The sequence below is a fragment of the Streptomyces sp. NPDC020489 genome, assembly GCF_044386545.1.
In the GTDB taxonomy this organism is placed as follows: Bacteria; Actinomycetota; Actinomycetes; order Streptomycetales; family Streptomycetaceae; genus Streptomyces.
On the sequence record NZ_JBIRUZ010000017.1, the window covers coordinates 89,728 to 109,390 of the forward strand.

General features: G+C 71.5%; 19 protein-coding genes and 1 pseudogene. 11 read left to right on the forward strand and 9 right to left on the reverse strand.

Annotated features, from left to right (window positions below; translation table 11 throughout):
• Window positions 1-47: 47 nt before the first annotated feature.
• From ACH41F_RS35330 to ACH41F_RS35340, 3 genes are all read left to right on the forward strand, one after another.
• Complete coding sequence (locus ACH41F_RS35330) at window positions 48-317, forward strand: hypothetical protein (RefSeq protein WP_398839076.1); 270 nt, start codon at window positions 48-50, stop codon at window positions 315-317.
• Window positions 318-695: 378 nt separating this feature from the next.
• Entirely contained in the window at window positions 696-1,367 is a 672-nt protein-coding gene (locus ACH41F_RS35335; protein WP_398839078.1) for a sigma factor-like helix-turn-helix DNA-binding protein, read from the forward strand.
• Window positions 1,368-1,432: 65 nt separating this feature from the next.
• On the forward strand, window positions 1,433-2,353 hold the full coding sequence (locus tag ACH41F_RS35340) for an RNA polymerase sigma-70 factor (protein ID WP_398839080.1): 921 nt from the start codon (window positions 1,433-1,435) through the stop codon (window positions 2,351-2,353).
• An 18-nt stretch (window positions 2,354-2,371) separates the two neighbouring features.
• Here the strand turns inward: ACH41F_RS35340 and ACH41F_RS35345 are convergent, their stop codons facing one another.
• The 5 genes from ACH41F_RS35345 to ACH41F_RS35365 all read right to left on the reverse strand — a co-directional run bounded on the left by ACH41F_RS35345 (window position 2,372) and on the right by ACH41F_RS35365 (window position 8,984).
• Complete coding sequence (locus ACH41F_RS35345) at window positions 2,372-3,991, reverse strand: AMP-binding protein (RefSeq protein WP_398839082.1); 1,620 nt, start codon at window positions 3,989-3,991, stop codon at window positions 2,372-2,374.
• Window positions 3,991-6,303, reverse strand: a complete 2,313-nt coding sequence (locus tag ACH41F_RS35350) for an ATP-binding protein (protein ID WP_398839084.1) — start codon at window positions 6,301-6,303, stop codon at window positions 3,991-3,993. The genes ACH41F_RS35345 and ACH41F_RS35350 overlap by 1 nt, the downstream gene beginning before the upstream one ends.
• Window positions 6,304-6,644: 341 nt before the next feature.
• On the reverse strand, window positions 6,645-7,355 hold the full coding sequence (locus tag ACH41F_RS35355) for a LuxR C-terminal-related transcriptional regulator (RefSeq protein WP_398839086.1): 711 nt from the start codon (window positions 7,353-7,355) through the stop codon (window positions 6,645-6,647).
• 85 nt (window positions 7,356-7,440) lie between these two features.
• A complete protein-coding gene (locus tag ACH41F_RS35360; RefSeq protein ID WP_398839087.1) occupies window positions 7,441-8,202 on the reverse strand; it encodes a sensor histidine kinase in 762 nt (253 codons plus the stop codon).
• A complete protein-coding gene (locus tag ACH41F_RS35365) occupies window positions 8,199-8,984 on the reverse strand; it encodes a response regulator transcription factor (RefSeq protein ID WP_398839253.1) in 786 nt (261 codons plus the stop codon). The genes ACH41F_RS35360 and ACH41F_RS35365 overlap by 4 nt, the downstream gene beginning before the upstream one ends.
• An 843-nt stretch (window positions 8,985-9,827) precedes the next feature.
• Here ACH41F_RS35365 and ACH41F_RS35370 point away from each other — a divergent pair.
• The 5 genes from ACH41F_RS35370 (at window position 9,828) to ACH41F_RS35390 (ending at window position 13,143) form a co-directional block, all read left to right on the forward strand.
• A complete protein-coding gene (locus ACH41F_RS35370) occupies window positions 9,828-10,838 on the forward strand; it encodes a methyltransferase (RefSeq protein ID WP_398839089.1) in 1,011 nt (336 codons plus the stop codon).
• Window positions 10,839-10,981: 143 nt separating this feature from the next.
• Complete coding sequence (locus tag ACH41F_RS35375) at window positions 10,982-11,221, forward strand: hypothetical protein (protein ID WP_079307222.1); 240 nt, start codon at window positions 10,982-10,984, stop codon at window positions 11,219-11,221.
• The gene (locus ACH41F_RS35380) at window positions 11,221-11,598 is read left to right on the forward strand and encodes a fic family toxin-antitoxin system, toxin component (RefSeq protein ID WP_398839092.1); all 378 of its coding nucleotides are present in this window, start codon (window positions 11,221-11,223) and stop codon (window positions 11,596-11,598) included. The genes ACH41F_RS35375 and ACH41F_RS35380 overlap by 1 nt, the downstream gene beginning before the upstream one ends.
• A gap of 11 nt (window positions 11,599-11,609) precedes the next feature.
• Window positions 11,610-12,200, forward strand: a complete 591-nt coding sequence (locus ACH41F_RS35385) for a TetR/AcrR family transcriptional regulator (RefSeq protein WP_398839094.1) — start codon at window positions 11,610-11,612, stop codon at window positions 12,198-12,200.
• Between the two features lie 376 nt (window positions 12,201-12,576).
• Window positions 12,577-13,143 (forward strand): Uma2 family endonuclease, encoded by a 567-nt coding sequence (locus ACH41F_RS35390; protein WP_398839095.1) that lies wholly within the window; start codon window positions 12,577-12,579, stop codon window positions 13,141-13,143.
• A 216-nt stretch (window positions 13,144-13,359) separates the two neighbouring features.
• On the opposite strand, the gene ACH41F_RS35395 is transcribed toward ACH41F_RS35390, so the two are convergent.
• Together ACH41F_RS35395 and ACH41F_RS35400 are read right to left on the reverse strand one after the other, a co-directional pair.
• The gene (locus ACH41F_RS35395) at window positions 13,360-14,352 is read right to left on the reverse strand and encodes a hypothetical protein (RefSeq protein ID WP_398839255.1); all 993 of its coding nucleotides are present in this window, start codon (window positions 14,350-14,352) and stop codon (window positions 13,360-13,362) included.
• Window positions 14,353-14,854: 502 nt separating this feature from the next.
• Window positions 14,855-15,424 (reverse strand): annotated as a pseudogene (locus tag ACH41F_RS35400) (VWA domain-containing protein); the annotation flags it as partial.
• A gap of 22 nt (window positions 15,425-15,446) precedes the next feature.
• Between ACH41F_RS35400 and ACH41F_RS35405 the strand changes: the two are divergent.
• From ACH41F_RS35405 to ACH41F_RS35415, 3 genes are all read left to right on the forward strand, one after another.
• Complete coding sequence (locus ACH41F_RS35405; RefSeq protein WP_398839265.1) at window positions 15,447-15,602, forward strand: hypothetical protein; 156 nt, start codon at window positions 15,447-15,449, stop codon at window positions 15,600-15,602.
• 703 nt (window positions 15,603-16,305) lie between these two features.
• Entirely contained in the window at window positions 16,306-16,494 is a 189-nt protein-coding gene (locus ACH41F_RS35410; RefSeq protein ID WP_398839096.1) for a hypothetical protein, read from the forward strand.
• Between the two features lie 90 nt (window positions 16,495-16,584).
• Window positions 16,585-17,472, forward strand: a complete 888-nt coding sequence (locus tag ACH41F_RS35415) for a sigma-70 family RNA polymerase sigma factor (protein WP_398839098.1) — start codon at window positions 16,585-16,587, stop codon at window positions 17,470-17,472.
• Window positions 17,473-17,754: 282 nt separating this feature from the next.
• Here the strand turns inward: ACH41F_RS35415 and ACH41F_RS35420 are convergent, their stop codons facing one another.
• Window positions 17,755-18,978 (reverse strand): helix-turn-helix transcriptional regulator, encoded by a 1,224-nt coding sequence (locus ACH41F_RS35420; protein WP_398839099.1) that lies wholly within the window; start codon window positions 18,976-18,978, stop codon window positions 17,755-17,757.
• 343 nt (window positions 18,979-19,321) lie between these two features.
• Window positions 19,322-19,489, reverse strand: coding sequence for a hypothetical protein (locus tag ACH41F_RS35425; RefSeq protein ID WP_398839101.1), 168 nt, complete (start codon window positions 19,487-19,489; stop codon window positions 19,322-19,324).
• Window positions 19,490-19,663 lie beyond the last annotated feature (174 nt).

Sequence of the window (19,663 nt, forward strand, 5' to 3'; positions counted from 1 at the left end):
TCAGCAACCCGTTCCGCCTCCGTACCCGACAAGCGAGGAGTGCCGTCATGCCGACCCCGACGACACACGCACGGACCGCCGAACTCACCTCCCAGGCCTGGGCGGAGGCCCGCTCCATGGCGGGCACCGCCCCGGACCATGCCCCCCGCCCGTCCGGCCGCCTTGCCGCCGCCGCCCTGCGCACGCACAGCACCCTGTCGGCGAGCCTCGGCCACAGCGTCCCCGTCCCCTTCACCGCCCTCGGCCCGGCCGGCGGCGGGACCGTACGCCAACTCGCCGCGTTCCTCGCCGTCTACGCCGACCAGGACCGCCCCTGACACCGGACCGGGGCCGCGCCCCCCGACTCCCCGACCCCCGCCCCCGGACCGGTACCGCCCCGGACGCTCGACCTCCGCGGCAGGCCGGCTCGAACTCCCCTGGCGGGCACGGGACATGGGCCCGGCACCCGCCTAGGGTGGGGCTGCGAGTCGTCCCGCCCGTCTCCATCCCCCCGGAGACGGGCGGGCGTGTCGGCATGTCGTCGCACCCGCGGCCCCGGACCCCCGCGCCATGACGTACGCCCGCAGGGCAGGGCAGGGCCACGCCCGAGGACCTCCCGCCGTACGGGTGCCGCGACCGACAGCGCAGCCGCCGACCGCACGAGGTGCGAGGGCGACGGTGGCCCGACGCCCGCCCGGATCCAAGGAGGGGCCAGCATGAGCCGGTTCGAAGAGTTCCAGGAGGCGCGGCCCCTGCTGTTCTCGATCGCCCACCGGATGCTGGGCAGCGCGAGCCGGGCCGAGGACGCCGTGCACCAGGCGTGGCTGCGTTACGAGGCCACCCCCGAACAGCCCGCCTCGGGCCGCCGCTTCCTCGTCGCCGCGGTCACCCGGATCTGCCTCGAAACCCAGCGCGGCACCCGGCCGAGGCCGGTGGAACCCGCCTGGGCGCAGGCGGCGGCCGCGCTGTCCCTGCTGGAACGGCTCAACCCGCTGGAGCGCGCCGTGTTCGTGCTGCGCGAGGTGCTCGGCTGCGGCACCGCCCAGATCGCGGCCGCCGTCGGCTGCTCGGAAGCGGCCTGCCGGCGCATCACCGCCACCCTGTCGACGGCGCACGACGGCACCGGCGCCACCCCGCCCTGGCCGCGCCGCATCGCCGGCGCCGAGCACGTCGCCCGGGTCCTCGCCACGATCGTCCCGGCACTGGTCGGTGTCGGCGTCACCCTGGAACCGCAGGACGTGGACCACCGTCCCGGCGCGGTCTTCCGCGACCGCAACGGCACCGTCCTCAGCGCCCTCGCCCTCGACGTCCTCGACGGGCGGATCCACACCATCCGCTGGGTCAAGGACCCGGGCCCCGCCCCCGCGGACGCCCCCGCGCCGACCTGAACCGACATGCGAGACCCGGCCGGACGGGATCGTGAGGACCGTAGAAGAAAGAGGGAGGAGCCGGCGTGACACGGACCGAGGAGTTCGAGGAACTGCGGCCGCTGCTGTTCGCGATCGCCTACCGCATCCTGGGCAGCGTCAGCGAGGCCGAGGACGCGGTCCAGGAGACCTGGCTGCGCTGGAACGCCTCCACGACCGAGCCCAGATCGGCCAAGGCCTACCTGTCGACCACGGTGACCAGGATCTCCCTGGACGTGCTGCGCTCGGCCCGCGTCCGGCGCGAGACCTACGTCGGACCGTGGCTGCCCGAACCCCTGCTCACCGACTCCTACGAGGACCCGGCGCGCTCCGCCGAACTCGTCGACTCGCTGTCCACGGCGGCCCTGTTGCTGCTGGAGCGGCTCTCCCCGCTGGAGCGGGCGGTGTTCGTGCTGCGGGAGGTGTTCGCCTTCGGCTTCCCGGAGATCGCGGCCGCGGTGGGACGCTCGGAGGCGGCGTGCCGGCAGCTCGCGGTGCGGGCGCGCCGGCACATGGACGAGGGCCGGCCCCGGTTCGAGGCCGACCGCAAGGAGTGCGAGGAGCTCGCCGGGCGGTTCTTCGACGCCCTGAAGGAGGGTGACGTCGACGGTGTGCGCGAACTGCTCGCCGCCGACGCGCAGGTGGTCGGCGACGGCGGCGGCAAGGCCCCGCAGCTGGCCAGGACCGTCGTCGGCGACGACCCCGTGGCCCGGCTGCTCACCACCTTCTTCACCACCCTCGCGCGGGTGGACGTCACCCTGGAGGCCCGCGAGCTCAACGGCGAGCCCGGCGCGATCCTCCGCGACCGGGACGGCAAGGTCCTCAACACCTGGACGCTGGAGATCCGCGAGGGCCGGGTCCGGACGATCCACTCGGTGACCAACCCCGACAAGCTCGCCCACCTGGGCCCGGTGGCGGACGCCTGGGCCGTCAACCGCGAGGCCCAGCAGGCCCGCCGCACCGTGTGACCGGCGCCGTCGTCGCCCTCACGCCGCCCGGGGCGGGCGCCGGGCGACGGTGTCCTGGAGGTGGCGGCGGCGCAGGTCGCCGGCGTCCGTGCGGGGCAGGGCGCCCAGCAGGACCAGGTCGGCGGGGAGGTGGGCGGGCGGCACACCCCGGTCGGACAGATGGCCGCGCAGCTCCAGGAGGCTGGGCGGGGCGCCGTCGGGGACCACGACCGCGCAGGGCAGTTCGCCGTGCAGGGGGTCGGCGCGGGCCACCACCGCGGCCTCGGCCACCCGCGGGTGGCCCAGCAGCAGCGCCTCGAGCTCGGTGACCGGGACCAGGAACATCCCGCCGACCTCCTCGGTGCGCAGCCGCGGATGCCCCCACTCGTCGAGGTCCACGAGGTCCACCGCCTGCCCGGCCCCGCGCGTGCCGTCCTCGCCCCAGGTCAGACCGACCCCGCCGGTACGCCGCCACACCGCGAGCGGCGAGGCGGGCCCGCGCGGCCACCACCGGTACGGCCCGCCCTGCGCGGGCCCGTCCCGCCCGGTGTGGGCGGCGGCGCGCGGCAGGGCCCGCGGCGACACCCCGAGGGCCGCGTGGACCCGCCGGCCGAGCGCGGCCGAGGTGCCGGCCGGATCGGAGGTGAAGGCGTCGTGCAGCTCGACGGCCTCGCCCGGCCGGCGCTGCCGCGCGGCGGCGAGCTCCGCCCACTGCGCGGGCGTCGCGTGCACCTGCCGCACCCGTGCCGCGGCCAGCAGCTCCAGCGCGCTCTCCGCGTCCCACACGTCCTGGAGGACCACCGTCCCCCCGTGCGTGAGCGGGCCGATCACCGTGTGCAGCAGCGCCGGCAGCGACGCCAGCGGCAGCGCCGAGAACGCCGCCGCGTCCGGCCGTGACACCGGCGGCAGGCCGGCGTGCAGCGAGTTGGGGGTGTGCAGGGCCATGCTGTGCGCGGCCCCCAGACCGAGCGAGGTCACCGCCACGGCGAGCCGGTCCGCGGGCCGCGCCGGCACCCTGAGCCACCCGGCGGACCGGTACCGCTCGTGCGGGGTGGCAACGAAGTGCCGATGGAAGTCGACGGCACCGGCGTCCACCGTGTCACCCAGCACCACCCGGTGCCGCAGCCACGGCAGCCGGGGCGCGAGACCGGCGAGGACACGGCCCGGCGCGGTGCCCTCCCACCGGTCCGGCACGACGCACAGCCGCGCCTCGACCGCCCTCAGCACCGCCTCCAGATCCCGGGCGCCGTACCCCGGCATCACCGGCACGGCCACCGCGCCCGAGCGCAGACACGCCAGCAGCAGCGCCACCGACTCCCAGCGGTTGGGCAGCTGGAAGGCGACCGGGTCACCGGGGCGCACCCCGAGCGCCTCCAGGGCGTGCGCGAACCGGCCGGTGAACGCGGCGAGCTGGGCGTACGTCAGCCGTATCACCCGGCTCGCGGCGGGACGGCCGGCCTGGTGGGAGACGAGCGCGGTGCGGTGCGGATGCCGGGCCGCCCCCCGGTACACGTCGTGCAGCACGGTCTCGGTGCGCCACCAGCCACGCCGTACGAAGTCCCGCGTGACCTCCTGCGGCGGACGCAGGTCCCCAAGGAGCGGCGCGAGCGGGGTGAGCGGGGTGAGCGGGGTGAGCGGAGTGTCGTTGGGCGCCGCCATCACCGGCTCCTGCCCACGGCCCACGCGACCTGGACCCGGGAGGCGCAGCCCAGCTTCCGCATCACGTTGCGGACGTGGTTGACCACCGTCCACTCGGCGATGCCCAGGTGCTGGGCGATCTGCCGGTTCGTCATGCCGTCGGCGACCAGCAGCGCCACCTGCAACTGGCGCGGGGTGAGCGCGACACTCTCCGCGCCGTCGTCGCTCCCGCCCGGCTCGGCCGCGGCGCGCGCCTCGGCGGCCATCGCCTCCGGGCGCAGCCGCACGCCCTCGGCCCACACGGTGGCGAAGACCGCCCCGCCGAGCCGGCGGCGCAGTTCCTCGACGGCCTCCAGCAGCCGGTCCCGGCACTCCGACGCGATCCCCGCACCGGTGGCGCGGCGCAGCGCGCCGGCCGCCGCCAGCAGCCGGGCGGCGCGCTGCGGCTGACCGGCCTGCGCCAGGATGAGCAGGGCGAACATCTCCAGGACGGCGGGCAGTTCGGTGCGCTCGCCGATCGACTCGTACAGCTCGATGCTCTCCTTCAGCGCCGACCGGGCGCCGCCGTCGTCGCCCTCGTACAGGCGCAGCCGGGCACCGAGGTGGACGGTGCGGGCCAGGTCGCGGACGGCGCCGTTCTGCCGCTGGACGCGGCCGACCCGCTCCAGCAGAGCCCGCGCCTGCCGGGTCTCGCCGGCCGCGAGCAGCACCTCGGCGAGCGCGGCGGCCGCCTCGGCGGAGCCGGCGGTGTCGCCGTGGGCGTCGAGGGTGGCCAGCGAGGCGGCCAGCAGGGACTGGCCCTCGGGCCGCTCACCGCACCGGAACAGCGCGTGTCCGAGGCGGGCGGAGGGCAGGGCGGCGCCCGGCGCGTCCCGCAGCCGCTTGTACAGGGCGACGGCGCGGCGGTGGCGGTGGGCCGCCCCGTCGTGGTCGCCGAGGGCCGCGGCGAGCACACCGGCGCCGGAGTACAGCCGGGCCCGGGCGCGCAGCCACTCCTCGTCCTTGGCCCGCTCGCCCCGCCCGGCCTCCTTCAGGGCCTGCCCGGTGGCGTCGAACCAGCGCAGCCCCTCCTTCAACTCGCCGCGCACCAGCCAGGGTTGGAGGCAGGCCCCGACGAGTGCGGCCCGCTCCAGCAGGGCCGCGGCCCGGGCGTCGTCGTCCTCGCAGGCGCCCTCGTCCTGCTCCAGGTGGCGCAACGCGGCGAGGACGTTGTCGTGCTCGGCGACCGCGACCCGCAGCCAGTGCTGCTGCTCGGAGCCCTTCAAGCGGCCCTCCAGGGCGGGCAGCAGCCGCTGGTAGCAGCGGGCCTGCGCCCGCCGGGCGGCCGCCGCCTCCTCCTCACCGGCCTCGTCGAGGAGGGCGAGACCGTAGGCGCGCACGGTGCGCGGCATCGTCAACCGGCTGTCGGCGCGCGGCTGTTCGGCCAGGGCGAGCAGGCCGCGGTCGAGCATGGTCTCCAGTGCCACGGCGGTGTCGGCCGGCCCCAGGGGGGAGACCTTCTCGGCGAGGGCGAGGGTGACGCCCCCCGGGAACAGGGCGAGCCGGGCCAGCAGCCGGCGCTGCGGTCCGCTCAGGCCGCGGCAACTCCACTCGGCGATCGCGAGCGTGGAGCGCTGCCGTTCGGGCAGGTCGACGGGTCCGGGCAGGTGGCTGTCGCCGCCCCGCCGTAGCCAGGCGAGCAGTTCCTGCGGTGGATACAGCCGCAGTCGGCGCGCGGCGAGCTCCAGGACCAGCGGGACGCCCTCCAGCAGGTTGCAGATCTCCACGACCGCCCCGACGTTCTCGGGGGTGAGCGCGAAGGCGGGGTTGGCGCGCTGCGCGCAGTGCACGAACAGCTCGACGGCCGGATTGTCCTGGACCTCGGCGACGTCGGGCTCCGCCAGGGCGCCCGGCGGCGGCAGCGGCGGTACGGGCAGCACGCACTCGCCGTGGATCCGCAGGATCTCCTGGCCGGTGGCCAGAAGGGTGAGCAGGGGAGTGGCGGCCAGATGCCGGGCGAGCGCCGGTGCCAGCTCGGCCGCGACGTGCTCGACGCCGTCGAGCAGCAGCAGGGTGCGTTCGGTGACGTCCCGTACGGTCTTGTCGACGCTCTTAAGGACCGACTCCACGTCCACGCAGGACGGCAGGTCGAAGCTGTGGATGCCGCCGGGGAACAGCCCGGCGACCCCGGCGGCGGCCTCGGTCGCCAGCCGGCTCTTGCCCACCCCACCGGGTCCGGTCAGGGTGACCAGCCGCACGGCGGGGTCCTGGAGCCTGCCCTGGATCGCGATCAGGTCGAACTCCCGGCCCACCAGGGCGGCCGCCGGTCGGTACGTCCACAGATCCGTTGACATACGTGCCCCCGTACAGCCGCCCGGCCTCGTGCCTCGCCGGTTTCAGGACCTCCCACGCCGTGCGCGCCGGCCCGCGCGGGAAGCCTCCCCCGTCCCCGCGCGCCGGGCCGTGCTTCGAGCATCGCTGGACAGGCTCGAACGTGGCTCAAGACCGGGCGGAGACACCGGCGTCGGGGGCTGTGGCGGGCGCGGCGGGTTTCCGGGGGCCTGTGTGTGCGTACGCGGTTTGTGACACCGGCGTCGGGGTGGCGGGAGCGGCGGGTTTCCGGGGGCTATGTGCGCGTACGCGATCCGAGACACCGGCGTCCGGGGCGTCGCGGGCCCAGCGGGTTCCCGGCGGCCTATGTGCGCGTACGCGGTCTGAGCATGCCGCTCTCGTAGGCGATGGCGACGAGCTGGGTCCGGTTGCGGGCGCCGAGTTTGGCCATGGTGCGCCGTACGTGGGTCTTGGCCGTGACCTCGGCGACGACGAGGCGGTCGGCGATCTCCTGGGTGGACAGGCCGGTGCCGACCAGGGAGAGCACCTGGCGTTCGCGTGCGGTGAGATGGTCCAGCGAGGGTGTCTCGAGGACGTCGGGGCCGCGCAGGCAGGCGTCGATCAGCGGCAGGGTCAGCCGCGGTGAGACCACGGCACCGCCACCGGCGACCAGCCGCAGGGCGCGCGGCAGTTCGCCGATGTCGGTGTCCTGGAGCAGCACTCCGCGCGCGCCCGCTCGGAGCGCCTCGAAGGCGAGCCCGGTGGAGGCGGCGTCGGCGAGGACGACCACCCGGACGGAGCGGACGCCGTGGACGCTGCCGTGGCCACCGCCGTGCACGCCGCCGTGTACGCCGCGGCGGCCGACGAGCCGGCGGGTCAGCTGTGCGGTGTCCAGCCCCGGCAGCCGCAGCCCCGCCACCAGGATGCCTGGCAGCAGCCGCTCGGCCAGCTCCAGCGCCCGCCTGCCGTCACCGCACTCGCCCACGACCCCGATGTCGGCCTCCGCCGCGAGCGCCTCGCAGAGGGCGTCCCGGGTGGAGGGGTGGGGGTGGGCGAGGAGGACCTCGATGGCCATGCGGGGGCTCCAGGGGGTCGGCGCCGCAGTCCGGCGCGTGGGGGGCAACTTCCTTGACGGGTAGGTGAGTTGTGGGCAGGGGGTGTCAGTCGGGGGCCAGCGGGAGCACGGCGGTGGCGGTCAGGCCCCCCGAGGCGGCACGGCCGAGGTCCAGTCGGCCGCCGGAGGCCCGCAGCAGGGACAGGGCGATCGACAGTCCCAGCCCGCTGCCCTCATGTCCGGCGCCCGCCGCCCCGCGCCAGAACGGGCGCCCGGCGACGGCGAGTTCCGCGTCCGTCATGCCGGGCCCCTGGTCCGTGACGTCGACGCGCACCCGCGCCCCGTCGACGTGCACGGCACAGGTGACGGCGGTGCCCGGCGGGCTCGCCCGCACCGCGTTGTCGAGCAGGACGTCCAGGGCGTGTTCCAGCGCGCCGTGCCTCTGAAGGGCCGTCGCCGCGGTCCCGGTGACGTCGATGCGGACGCCCCGGGTGCCGGCGAGCACACTCCAGGCGTCCGCCCGGGCGGCGGCGACGTCGAGTACCTCGACCGGCTCGGGCGGCGCCTCCCGCCCCGCGGCACCCCAGTCCAGGATCTGGTTGAGCAGCGTGGCCAGCCGGTCCACCTCGCCCAGCACACCCGCGAGTTCACCGACCTCGGGCCGGCGCTCGGCGAGCAGGTGCAGCCGCAGCCGGATCGACGACAGCGGCCCGCGCAGCTGGTGCGCGGCGGCGGCCGCGAGCCCGTACGGGCTCGCGGCCACGTCGAGGCCGAGGTCCTGAGCACCGTACGGACGTACCCCCGCGTCGTCCGGACGGCCGGCCACCTCGTGCGGCAGGACGCTTTCCGTCTGCCTGCTCCCGCTCATCGCTTCGCCCCGGCGCCCAGGGCCGTGGGCACGGCCAGCCGGTAGCCCACGCCGCGGACCGTCTCGATCCAGCGGGTGCTGCCGAGCTTGCCGCGCAGGGAGCCGACATGGACATCGAGCGTGCGGGTGGAGCCGAACCAGTTCACGTCCCACACTCGGGCCATGATGTCCTCGCGCTGCATGACCGTGCCGGGCTCCTCCAGAAGCATCGCGAGCAGGTCGAACTCCTTCCGGGTGACCCGGATCTCCTCGTCGTCGACGAAAACCCGGCGGGTCCGCGTGTCCAGCCACAGTGGACCCGCCCGTAACCGGTCCTGGGCCGCGTCCGGCTCCCCGGCCGGCTCCTGCGGGGGGCGGCGGGTGCGGGGCTCCTGCGCGGGCAGCGACGCGACGTCGGCGGCCGCGCCCTCCGGGGAGCGCCCGCAGCAGCAGGCGCTGCGGCGCAGCACCGCCTCGATGCGGGCCAGCAGTTCATGCCGGCTGAAGGGCTTGGGCACGAAGTCGTCGGCCCCGGCGTACAGGGCTGTCACGCGGTCGAGTTCATGGTCGCTGCCGCTGAGCACGACGATGGGCACACAGGAGTTCTCCCGGATGCGCCGGCACACCTCGTGCCCGGCGAGGTCGGGCAGGCTCAGGTCGAGCAGGACGAGCTTGGTGCCCGGCAGACTCGCCAGGGCGTCGGTACCGGTGTCGCTGCGGCGGGTCTCGTGGCCGTGCAGATGCAGCATCTGCTGAAGTGCCTCGGCCGTCCCGTCGTCGTCCTCGACCACCAGGACATCCATCGCGCTCACGCTCCTCTCACGGAATTCGTACGCATGACCGGAGCTCTCGAGGTTGCGGAGCGGGCGAGACGGACGTCAACATTCCGGCAGGCCGTGGGCGAAACCGTGCGCTCGACCGGATGTTTCATGGCAGACCCCTGCCATGGCGGGCGGCGCGAGCGGCCCGATTGCCACGGACGCTGCGGACGCGGACCGGCACCTTGCTATGACACTGGGAAGATCACCGCCGCACACCCTGTTCGGGGGGCCGGACCGGTGGCACTGGACGGTCGCCGGGCCGGCACCGCGCTACCGGCTCTGGGGGCGAGGAGACCGTGCGCCGATGGCGTCATCACCGGCTGGGGTCTGGAGGCGAGGAGGCCGTGCGCCGGCACCGCACCCCCGCCGGCGTGCTTCACCGAAGTGATCGAATTTCCGGCACCCGAGGCAGCGCAACGCTGGTACGAATTTCCCGCCCATCAGGAGATGGTGCCCCTCCGCGTCCGCGGCACAAGGGCAGGATCCCGATCTTCGAAGGCGTCCCGGCTTCCTGACCTCGCCTTTTCACCCGGGCTCCCCCTCGTTGAATTCCACGGCCAAGGGGGAGCCTTTTTTCGGTTTTCGCGGATCAGGTCCGGCTCCAGCTGTTGTTGAACCATGGCGCGTGATGATGGCTCATTACGACCCCATGGCGAGCGCAGTCGCAGAATTCTCCGTCACGGGCCTGCGTCTGCCACTGGAGGACACATGTCGCAAGCCGCACAGACCACAGCGACCCCGGAAGCGCTCGGGGGAGCGACGTCAGCGACGTCACAAGCCGTTCTCGCGCGTTTCCGCGAATACATGGTGGGGCCCTCGCGCTTCATGACCCTGGTGTCCGTCTTCGAACTCGGTATCGTCGACCGGCTCCGGGACCGGCCCGGCCAGACCGCGGCCGAACTCGGCGAGGCCGTCGGCGCCAAGCCCGACGCCGTGGAACAACTGCTGTTCCTGCTCGTCAAGGAGGGCTTCGTCGCCTACGACGAGGCCTCCGGCGCCTACACCCTGGACGCGCTGGCAGCCGTCGCCGAAAGCGACCTCAAGCGCGCCCTTGCCTACATGAACCTCATCAAGGTCACCGCACTGCGGCAGCTGTTCTACCTGACCGAGTCGGTGCGCACCGGCACGGTCGTCGGCCTGAAGGAGCTCTACGGCGCCGAGGGCACCCTGTACGACGCGGTCGCCGACCACCAGGACCTCGACGACTCCTGGCTGAAGCTGATGAACACGGTCACCGCCAACATCGACCCGTGGTTCTTCGCCCACATAGACATCCCGGCCGGCTCCCGGGTCCTGGACGTGGCCGGCAACACCGGCCTCGGAGCGATCCACACCTACCGGCACAAGACCTCCGAGGGCCTGAAGGTCACCACTTTCGACCTGCCGGACAAGGAGCCCAGGGCGCTGGCGAACTTCCGCGCCGAAGGTCTCGAGGAGCACCTGTCCTTCATCGGCGGCAACGTCTTCGACGAGATCCCCAAGGGGTTCGACGTCGTCCTGATCAAGCACTTCCTGGACATGTTCGACAAGGACAACGTGCTCAGGATTCTCCAGGGCGTCCACGACGCGCTGGAGGTCGGCGGCCAGATCAACATCCTGGTGCCGGTGTACCCGGAGAACATCAAGGAGACCGACAACTACAACGTCGACTTCTTCCCGGCCTTCTTCATCGGCGCCGCCATGGGCCAGGGCGGGCCGCAGAAGCTGTCGGTCTATCAGAACCTTCTGGAGCAGGCCGGGTTCAAGGTGGATCAGGCGATCACCAAGGACGCTTCCGAGGTTCCCCCGGACGTCATCCCGGTCCAGGCGATCCTCTCCGCGACCAAGCTCGCATAACACCGCCCGAGGGGGCACACCGGTGCCCCCTCGACCTTTTGCGGAGCCCGAGCAGATGCATGTTCGGGAACGTGTCACCCCCGCTCCCGGCAGATTCCAAGGAGAAGAAGCACTCGCCTGGTAACACCTGTTACCATCCCTGTATGGCAAAGACGCAACTCGGTGCCCGCGTCGACGACGAGGTCGCCGAACTCGCCAAGGCTCGAGCCAAGGACCGCGGCCTGAGCGTCGGCGACTACATCGCCGCCCTCGTCCGCGAGGACACCGACGGCCTACGCGCCCGCGGCCTCGACGCCGCCCGCCGCTTCCTCGACGAACACCAGGCCCTCTTCGACGAGGCCGAGGACGCCGACCGCGCCGCTCCAGGAGCCCACGCCGCCTGATGGACCTGCACATCGACGTCCCCTGGATCCTGCAAGTCGCCGAGATCGCAGGCGCCCGCGACCCCGCCCCCGACGACTACGGCATCCCCGTCGCCGCCGTGGCCGCCCACCGCGCCGAACTCCTCGACCAGCCGGTCTACGACGGCCCCTACGCCCGCGCGGCCGCCCTCATCCACATCCTCGGCCGCTGCCGCTGGCTGGAACGCTCCAACATGGCCGTCGCCGCCGCCACCGGCGTCATGTACCTGGAAGCCTCCGGCATCCCCCTCAAGCCCACCCGCGACGACGCCATCGCCCTGCGCGACCTGCTCCGTGACCCCGCCTGCACCACCGCGAGGATCGCCGCCCACCTGCGCACCTGGCCCACAGCCACCTGAAAGGCACCACCATGGCGCGCGCAGGACTGACCGCACCACGCCTCACCGAAGCCGGCGCCGACCTGGCCGACGAGATCGGCTTCGACCAGGTCACCGTCTCGGAGCTGGCCCGCCGCCTCGACGTCAAGGTCGCGAGTCTGTACTCGCACGTGAAGAACTCCCACGACCTGAAGACCAGGATCGCCCTCCTCGCCCTGGAGGAACTGGCAGACCGAGGCACCACAGCCCTGGCGGGCCGAGCAGGCAAGGACGCCCTGACGGCCCTGGCCGACGTCTACCGCGACTACGCCCACGAACACCCCGGCCGCTACGCCGCGGCCCAGCTCCGCCTCACCCCCGAGGCCGCGGCAGCCAGCGCGGGCGCCAGACACGCCCAGATGACCCGGGCGATCCTGCGCGGCTACGACCTGACCGAATCCGACCAGACCCACGCCGTCCGCCTCCTGGGCAGCACCTTCCACGGCTACATCACCCTGGAAATGGCCGGCGGCTTCAGCCACAGCACCCCCGACCCCCAGGAAACCTGGACCCGAATCCTGGACGCCCTGGACACCCTCCTACGCACCTGGCCGACCACTTCACCACCTGACACCGACAGATAACCGCCCAGCACGCGGGCCCCGTACACGCCCCAGGCCGACCGACGTCGTGCCCGTGCTGACGCGCTCAGACCGTCCCCGCCGGACGGATCCAGTGCATGATCGGGTGCGCCGCTCCCGCGACGGGCAGAGCCCGCGCCGAACCCCTCTATGGCCAGGTCACCGCGGTGACCGCGGTGACCGCGTACATCCGAGCATCAGTTGGAACGAGCCGGCTGTGCCCCGGCGGGGCCGCCCGCCCGCAGCGGGAAGCCGGCCCGCGCGGAGCGGATCGAGCAGCTCGCCGACGAGGTCGCCGCACGGCCGGCGGAGGGAGGACAGGAGGAGCATCGGCGGTCCACACTGGGGCAGGCGACCGAGCGAGGAGGGGGGGGGACCCATGAGCATCGCCATGGCAGATCACGCCGGACCCTGGACCGTGGACGAGGTGCTCGCCCTCCCCGAGGACCGGCGCTACCGGTACGAATTGCTGGGGGAAAGTCTCGTCAAGACGCCCGCGCCAGGCCTCCGTCACCAGCGGGCGAGCTACCGACTCCACGTTGCCTTGGACGCCGCAGTACGGGCCGCGGGCGCCCCCGTCGAGGTCCTCGAAGCGGTCAACATGATCACCGCGGAGGGCCTCTTCGTACCCGACATCGTCGTCGCCGATGCAGGCGCCACCGCCGACGACACTGCCGGCATCGATGCCGACGCCGTGCATCTTGTCGTCGAACTGGTCTCGCCCGGCAATGCCCCGATGGATCGCACGGTCAAACCGATGGAGTACGCACGAGCCGGCATTCCCCACTTCTGGCGCCTGGAGTTCGACCCCGCCCCCCGGCTGATCATGATGATCCTCTCCGGCGGCCGCTACATCGAGCAGGCTACGGCCCTACCTGGTGCTGTGACCAAGGTCGATGAGCCGTTCCCCTTCGCTATCGATCCAGCAGGCATCGCCCGGCAGTAAGACAGCCTGCGCCCCTCCGTCACGGCCCCCGGTTGGACGGCGTCACAGAGTTTCAGGCGGCTTCGGGCGGCCTTCAAGAAGCCATGGCCACGGCGGTCAACAAGCTGTACTGACGGGGTGTCCGGCGCAGGAGGCCGGGGCCGGTCCTTTTCCGTCGCGGGGGACGGAAAAGGGTGGCCCGCCGCGTCTCACGCGTGACGTGATCGGAACTCGGCTTTACAGGGCGCCCTCGTCGGCGAGACCGCTCGTGTCGAACTCGGCATCGGGCATCGGCGGACCGCCGAGGAAGCCGTTCATGAGGTCGGCGAGATCGAGCGTCGTGGCTCCGGCCGGAGCGGTGGGCTTGGTCCCCTCGCGCATCCGCACTGTCAGGCCGAGCTTCTTCACCTTGGCGTTCTCGGCCAGCTTGGCGAGGTCGAGGTCCACCTGGGCCAGCTCGCCGTTCTTGAGTGTGAAGTCGGCTGTCACCTTGGCGTTGGGAGCGTCCTTCAGGTCCTTGTCCGTCGGCAGCTCCATGCCCATCGGCAGGTCCTTCACCAGGGGGCGGATCTCGCCGAACAGTTCGGTGACCAGCGTGCGGAAGGGGGCCGTGGCGGTGACGTGCTCGGTATCGCCCCCGTCATCGGTCGTCTTGAACTTCACCTCACGGGCGATGACGTCACGCAGGGCCTTGACGAGCTTCTTCTGCGTCTTGGCGTCGAGGGACGGCGCGGGATCACCCTCGGCTTCCTCACCCTCGGCGGCGGCCTTGTCCATCTCCTCGGTGTTGAACTTGACCCACTTGCCCTCAAGGACGTCCTTCATCGCCCCGGCCTCCGGGGGCAGTTCGTCGGCGTCCGGCAGGGGGCTGCCCATCGTCTTGCCCAGGACGTCCGTGTCGGCACGGAGGTAGGTGTAGTCGCCGATCACTCGGTACTCGACAAGGTCGCCGTCCGCGGTGCCGACCTTCACGGCCGTGCCGACGAGGTCCTTCTCGCCGGACTTGTCGAGCGGCTTCCTCGACTGCACGGTCACGGTGATCTTCGCGTCGCTGAGCAACTCGGCAACCTCGTCCGGGATCTCCTCCCCGGGTTCGGGGTCGGACGAGGCGTCCAGCGCCTTCAAGGACGCGGCGTCGGTGTTCAGGTCGACCTCGAAGGAGAGCGTGTTCTTCTCGCCGAGCTTCTCGAAGGCCTGCTCGAGCTTCCTGCCGGCAGACAGCTGCTCCACCGTTCCACAGGCGGCGGAACCCGCGAGGACGGCACCGACGACGGCGGTGGCGGTCAGGGTCTTGCGTATGGCGTTGATGATGTCTCTCCTCGTGGCTCCGATCACAACGTGACCGCTCAGAAGACTCACCACCCACCCACAAGGTTGCCCTGCCCACCGCCACACCCCAAGGCCCCCCAACGCGACGCCCTCACCGAGCCAACGAAAGCGACCGCAGCCGACCAGACCCCAGAGATGTCCCCCCACCTCGGGCGAACTGTCACCCACTGCCGGCTGCCCCCCACACCAGCGCAGTGCCCCCAACCATCCGGTTCTGCTGGCGGCTGCCACACCGCGGAGAGTTGATCAGGCCGCGAGCACCTTGGACAGACCTCATCCTCGTCGCCCACTCCGTCGCATCCTCCAACACGGTCGTGGGGCTACACCCATCCGAGATGCCAGTCCCTTCGGTCCCTCGACACGGCTGATCCGCCAGAGTCTGGAGGCCTTCGTCCGAGGGGCGTCAAGGAATGACTCCGGCAGCGCGGGCGTCGGTCAGCCACGTGGGGAACTCGTGCAGCAGCCGGTCGTACAGCAGCTGATCGTCAACGGCTTGAGGACCGCGGCCGGCGTGGAAGAAGCCCGCGTTGTCGACGACGCGGGTAGCCGGGACGGCCAGGGTGTCGAGCTTGCGCAGGAACGCGAACTCGTTGTCGTCGGGATCACCGAACCCGACGAACTGCCAGAACAGCGGAAGCCGGGCGGCCTTGCACAGGTAGCGCTCGACCGCGATACGACTCGTGGGCCCGCCGTCCGTCTGGAACACCACCAGGGCGGGGGAGCAGCTGCCGGATTCGAGGTAGTGGTCGATGACCGCGTCCATGGCCCAGTGATAGTTCGTGCGGCCCATGTGCCCCAGGTTCTGATGCAGCTTCTCGATGCGGCCCTGGTGCCGGCCCAGCGTGAGGTCAGTGGCGCCGTCGATGTCGGTGGAGAAGAACACCACCGGCACGGTGCCGTCGTCGTCGAAGTGCGCGGAAAGCGTCAGGACCTGCTCGGCAAGATGCTGGACGTTGCCGTCCCGGTAGTACGGCCCCCACGTCCTGGAAGACCTGGTGCAGCGGGAGCTGACCGCTGAGGAACGTGAGCAGCGCGTACAGCAGGCCCTGGAGGAGGTCCGACAGGCCACCGGCGTGACGGTGAGCGACCACGCCCGCGCCCAGGCCCGGGCGTTCCTCGAGGACCGCAAGAGCGAGCGCCACGCCTCGTGATCCGTGTCCTGTTCGACCACACCGACTGAACGCGCAGAGCCCCTCCTTACGAGGTAGGGGTTGAGTCGGGCGTAGCGGTGGGACGGCCCCCGTGTGCCTTCGCCTGACTGGCAGGGCCCCGAGCACTCGCAGGCTTCACCGGCGCCAGGAAGTCCCGGCGGGCCGGCGGAGCTTCCCTGGGGTCGGGACTGGTCGCCGCGTCGGCACCGCGATTGTCGCGTACGGGGCCGGACCTGGGGGACGGCCGAGCTTCTGGACTTTCTGCACCCCTTTTTTAAGCACGCGTACGCGCGAGAAGTACCGCGATCAGTTGAGGGGCTGCGCTACCCGATCGCCCCGCCCGGCGGATAGTCGGGCACCGTGACGTCCTGGACCTCCTGCTCGATGGCCCACTCCCGGACCCGCTCCCGCTTCCGCTGGATTGCAGCGGCCCGTTGGCTTCCGTCTCCAGCTGCAGCACGAACGCGCGCACCTCTTCCGTCCGGAGGGGCGCCCCGGACCCGAGCTGTTCGGTCACCCCCAGACCAAGGTGAGACCGCGCGGCTGGACATGGCTCTCCGAACAGCGGCACACCTGCGCGCGGGCGTCCGAACAAGATTTTTCGGAACTGTGTAAAGGAACTGGCCGCCGTATGTCTCTCAGCACGCGTACGGCCGCCGCTGCTTCGGGGTGAGGCGCTGGGCCGCAGACTGGAGGAGGTCCGGTGGAACTGACGGGAATCGGCATCGTGGTGTTCCTGATCCTGCTCTTCGCAAAGCCGCTGAGCAGCGTGTTGAAGAGCATCGCGTTCCGTAACCGCGCAGCAGGCAAGGCCAAGATCATCCGTGCGAAGGACGGGGCCGGGCAGGCGCCGAAGAGGCGCCGGACGGGGAAGCGGGGGCGACGTGGCTGATCGGGACAGGCCGCGGTCGCGGCACGCCGAGGCGCTGGCGGAACTGGTCGAGGAGCGGTACGACCAGATGATCCGCTACGCGCCAGCCGGTTGCGCACCCGCGACGTACCGCAATCGTCGGCGGACCCCGAGGACGTCGTGCAGAACGCCCTCAAGTCTGTGCTGGCTGTCACTGACCCGATTGGCAACGTGCGCGCCTACGTCTACACATGTATGGGTAACGAGATCAAGCGGGCGGCAGGCCGTCAGGCCGAGGGCAGGGGCTATGCCTCGCTCGACGCGGACGTGCGGCTGGAGAACGAGCCGGCGGCCCCGCCCGGACAGGACGTCGAGCTGCGGCACTTCATCGACGAGGCACTGGCGGACCTGCCGCTGCAGCAGCGCAGGGCGATGCTGCTGACACGGGAACTGGGCATGACCCAGGCGGAGGCGGCCCAGGTCATGGGGACGAGACCGGCGACAGTGGGCGTCCACGCCCACCGGGCGATCAGAGCGTTGCGCGTGGCACTGGTCGGCATGGGAACGGCCCTGATCTCATGGGCCACCGGGAGCATGGCGTTCAGCAGGCAACAGATCATCCCCGGTGCCGGCCCCGAGATCGACTCGACCGTGTATTCCGTGGCGATGAGCATGCTCATCACAGTCGGTCTCATCTGTGTCGGGTTGGGGGGGACCCTCTCTGGCTACCGCCTGAGATTCCTGCGCTTGGGGGATGCACTCAAAGCGTGGGGCCTTCGGCGAACGCCAGACGACGAGGAGGTCCCCATTTTTCGCGACGTCAAGGAGCCGCCCAGCGACACCCACACGCGCACGGTGCCTCGCGCCGAGGCGCCGGCTCGCCAGGAGGTGGTCATAAGGCAGGCCTTTGAGCCCCTAACGCGCGCCGAGAGGATCCGGCGCACGGGTGCAGCCGCCGCGAGGGTCCGCGCTCAGGCCGGGAACCCGCCTGATGGTGACGACTTCACTGGGCGAGGCTGAAGTCCCGTAACTGGGGGAACGACCTTCCTTCACGGCCGTTCCCCCAGTGTTCGGTCATCCAGCAGCACCGAGAGCGTCACAGTTATGCCGGTAACAGTGAGAGCGGTCGGGGCGTCCGAGAGCCTGCAACCAATGAACGGGCTGTACTGCTGGTTCAGAACGGTGGCTCGTCGGACCAGAGAGCGGAGGGCGTCACCCATGGGTCGGTCGCCCCCCCAGGCCCGGCCGCCCTGGATCGTCATCCACGAGCCGTTGTCCCAGACCGAGCCGATACGGACTAGTTCAGAACGGCGGTTCGTCGGACCAGGGGGTAGAGCTCCCCCACGAATCTCCCGATCGGGAGCCGCCCTGGATCGTCATCCAGGAGCCGCCATCCCAGTACGGGTGTGGGTCGTGGCCCAGGACATGGGCTACGCGGAGCCGGTGTCGGCGGTTGGGCTGCGCTCGTGAGCGGAAGGACGGCCACCCGTAGTACTGCGGGTCAGGGCGGATTGCGCGTTCCGGAGGCGTGTAGATGACTCGGTAGTACGGCAGTGTGTCCAGGAAGAACAGCACCCCAGGGGTCGAGAGCTGGAACCCTGCGGGGGTCACCTCGATCAGGTAGTCGTTGAACGCCTTATGCAGGGCAACGACGACGTCGCCGGACGTGGAACGGAGAGCGGAGCCGGGGGGCCCGGCGAGATAGAGCCTGGCCAGGCTATGCCAGCAGGACTGTGACATGGGGTTGACCAGGTACCGCTCCAGGATGTCGGGGACTCTCTCGACGTCCTCCGCGATCCGGTTCGAGATGGTCTCCAGCTCGCGCTCGTACAGGTGGGTTGGCCTGGAATGCGCGGTGAAGTCTCGGCGCGCTTGCAACTGCGCCTGCTGCTGGGCAAGTTGGCGCAGGTCGGTGAGCAGTATGTTGACCACTTTGCTCACCGTCGAGGAGGCTACGTCGTATGTCGCGGCCAGCGCCTGGGCGGGCAAGGAGGTGTCCTGCAGGGGCTGGTAGGGGCCGGGCTCCAGGGCCTGGGCGAGAACCTCCCGGAGCGTGCCATCAGCGGCCTCCCGCCGTTCCTGGACCGCGGGGATCCGCCGGATGGCCTCGTGCAGTTGCATGTGGTCCACGGTCAGCGCGGTCGCCAGGTCCCAAAAGACCCCCGGGCGGCGCCTGGGCAGCACACCGCTCGACTCGATCCTCCGGTAGGTGTTCACCGCCAAGCCCAACATGGCCGCGAGTTCGGAGAGGGTCAGGCCGCGTGCCGCGCGGAGATCGGACAGCCGGGCCCGGCGCTGCAGATCGAAGGCCGGCACGCCGACGGCACGTGCCAGCTCCGCAAGCCGCTGAGGGGAGGGGCTGCTCCGCCCGTGCTCGTAGTCGAGGATGAGCGTCTTCGACGTGCCGACCCGGCGGGCGAGGCAGGAAACGGTGAGCATGTGCGCATGGCCGTGGTCGCGGCACGGCGCGGCGAGCCGCGCGGCACGCAGTGCCGCTCCGTCGAACCCCTCGACACCTCGTGCCATCGCCTCAGCTCCTGTTCGCCCACCCCAGCCGGTACTGTTTAGTATCAATAGAGGTTACGCGAAACGCGTGATATTACGGGCGTGGTGGGCGTCGTACCGGCGATTCGGTACTGTTAAGACTCAAAATACGGTTGGCACGGGGCGAGCCAGTCCGCATGCTTGAGGCCGTCGCCTTGCCAGGCGCGCAAGCTGGAGTCGCCTCACGTACGTGGGTTCGCGCTTCCCGCCGACTTGAAAACACAAGATGCCGCATGCCCTCCCCAGCCACGGTTCGAGCACACGGCACCTTGCTTGTCCGACCAAGAAGCGGTCTCGGCTGTTCGCGCAGCCGGGGCCGTTTTCGTTACTCCCAGAACTTCTCGAACAGGACGCGAAGCCCGGCCCCGAGGGCCGCCTTCAGTCCCAGTCCGACGAGTCGTCGGTAGCGACGCTTCTTGTCGGGCTCCTTCTCGCCCTTCCCGTCCTCCGGGGGCGAATCCCCATCCTTCGGGGGCGAGTCGGTGTCCGACATTGGCCTACCTCCTTTCCCGGGTTCGGTCGACCCGATCGATGACGACCGGCCCCTTGACGGGAAGAAGGTGGGCACCATCGTACCGGCTGTGACGGACCTCAATTCCGACTGAATAACGACACCGTCGTTCTACGCGCAGAGACCCTCGCCCAGCAGCAACTGTCGTGCCTGGCA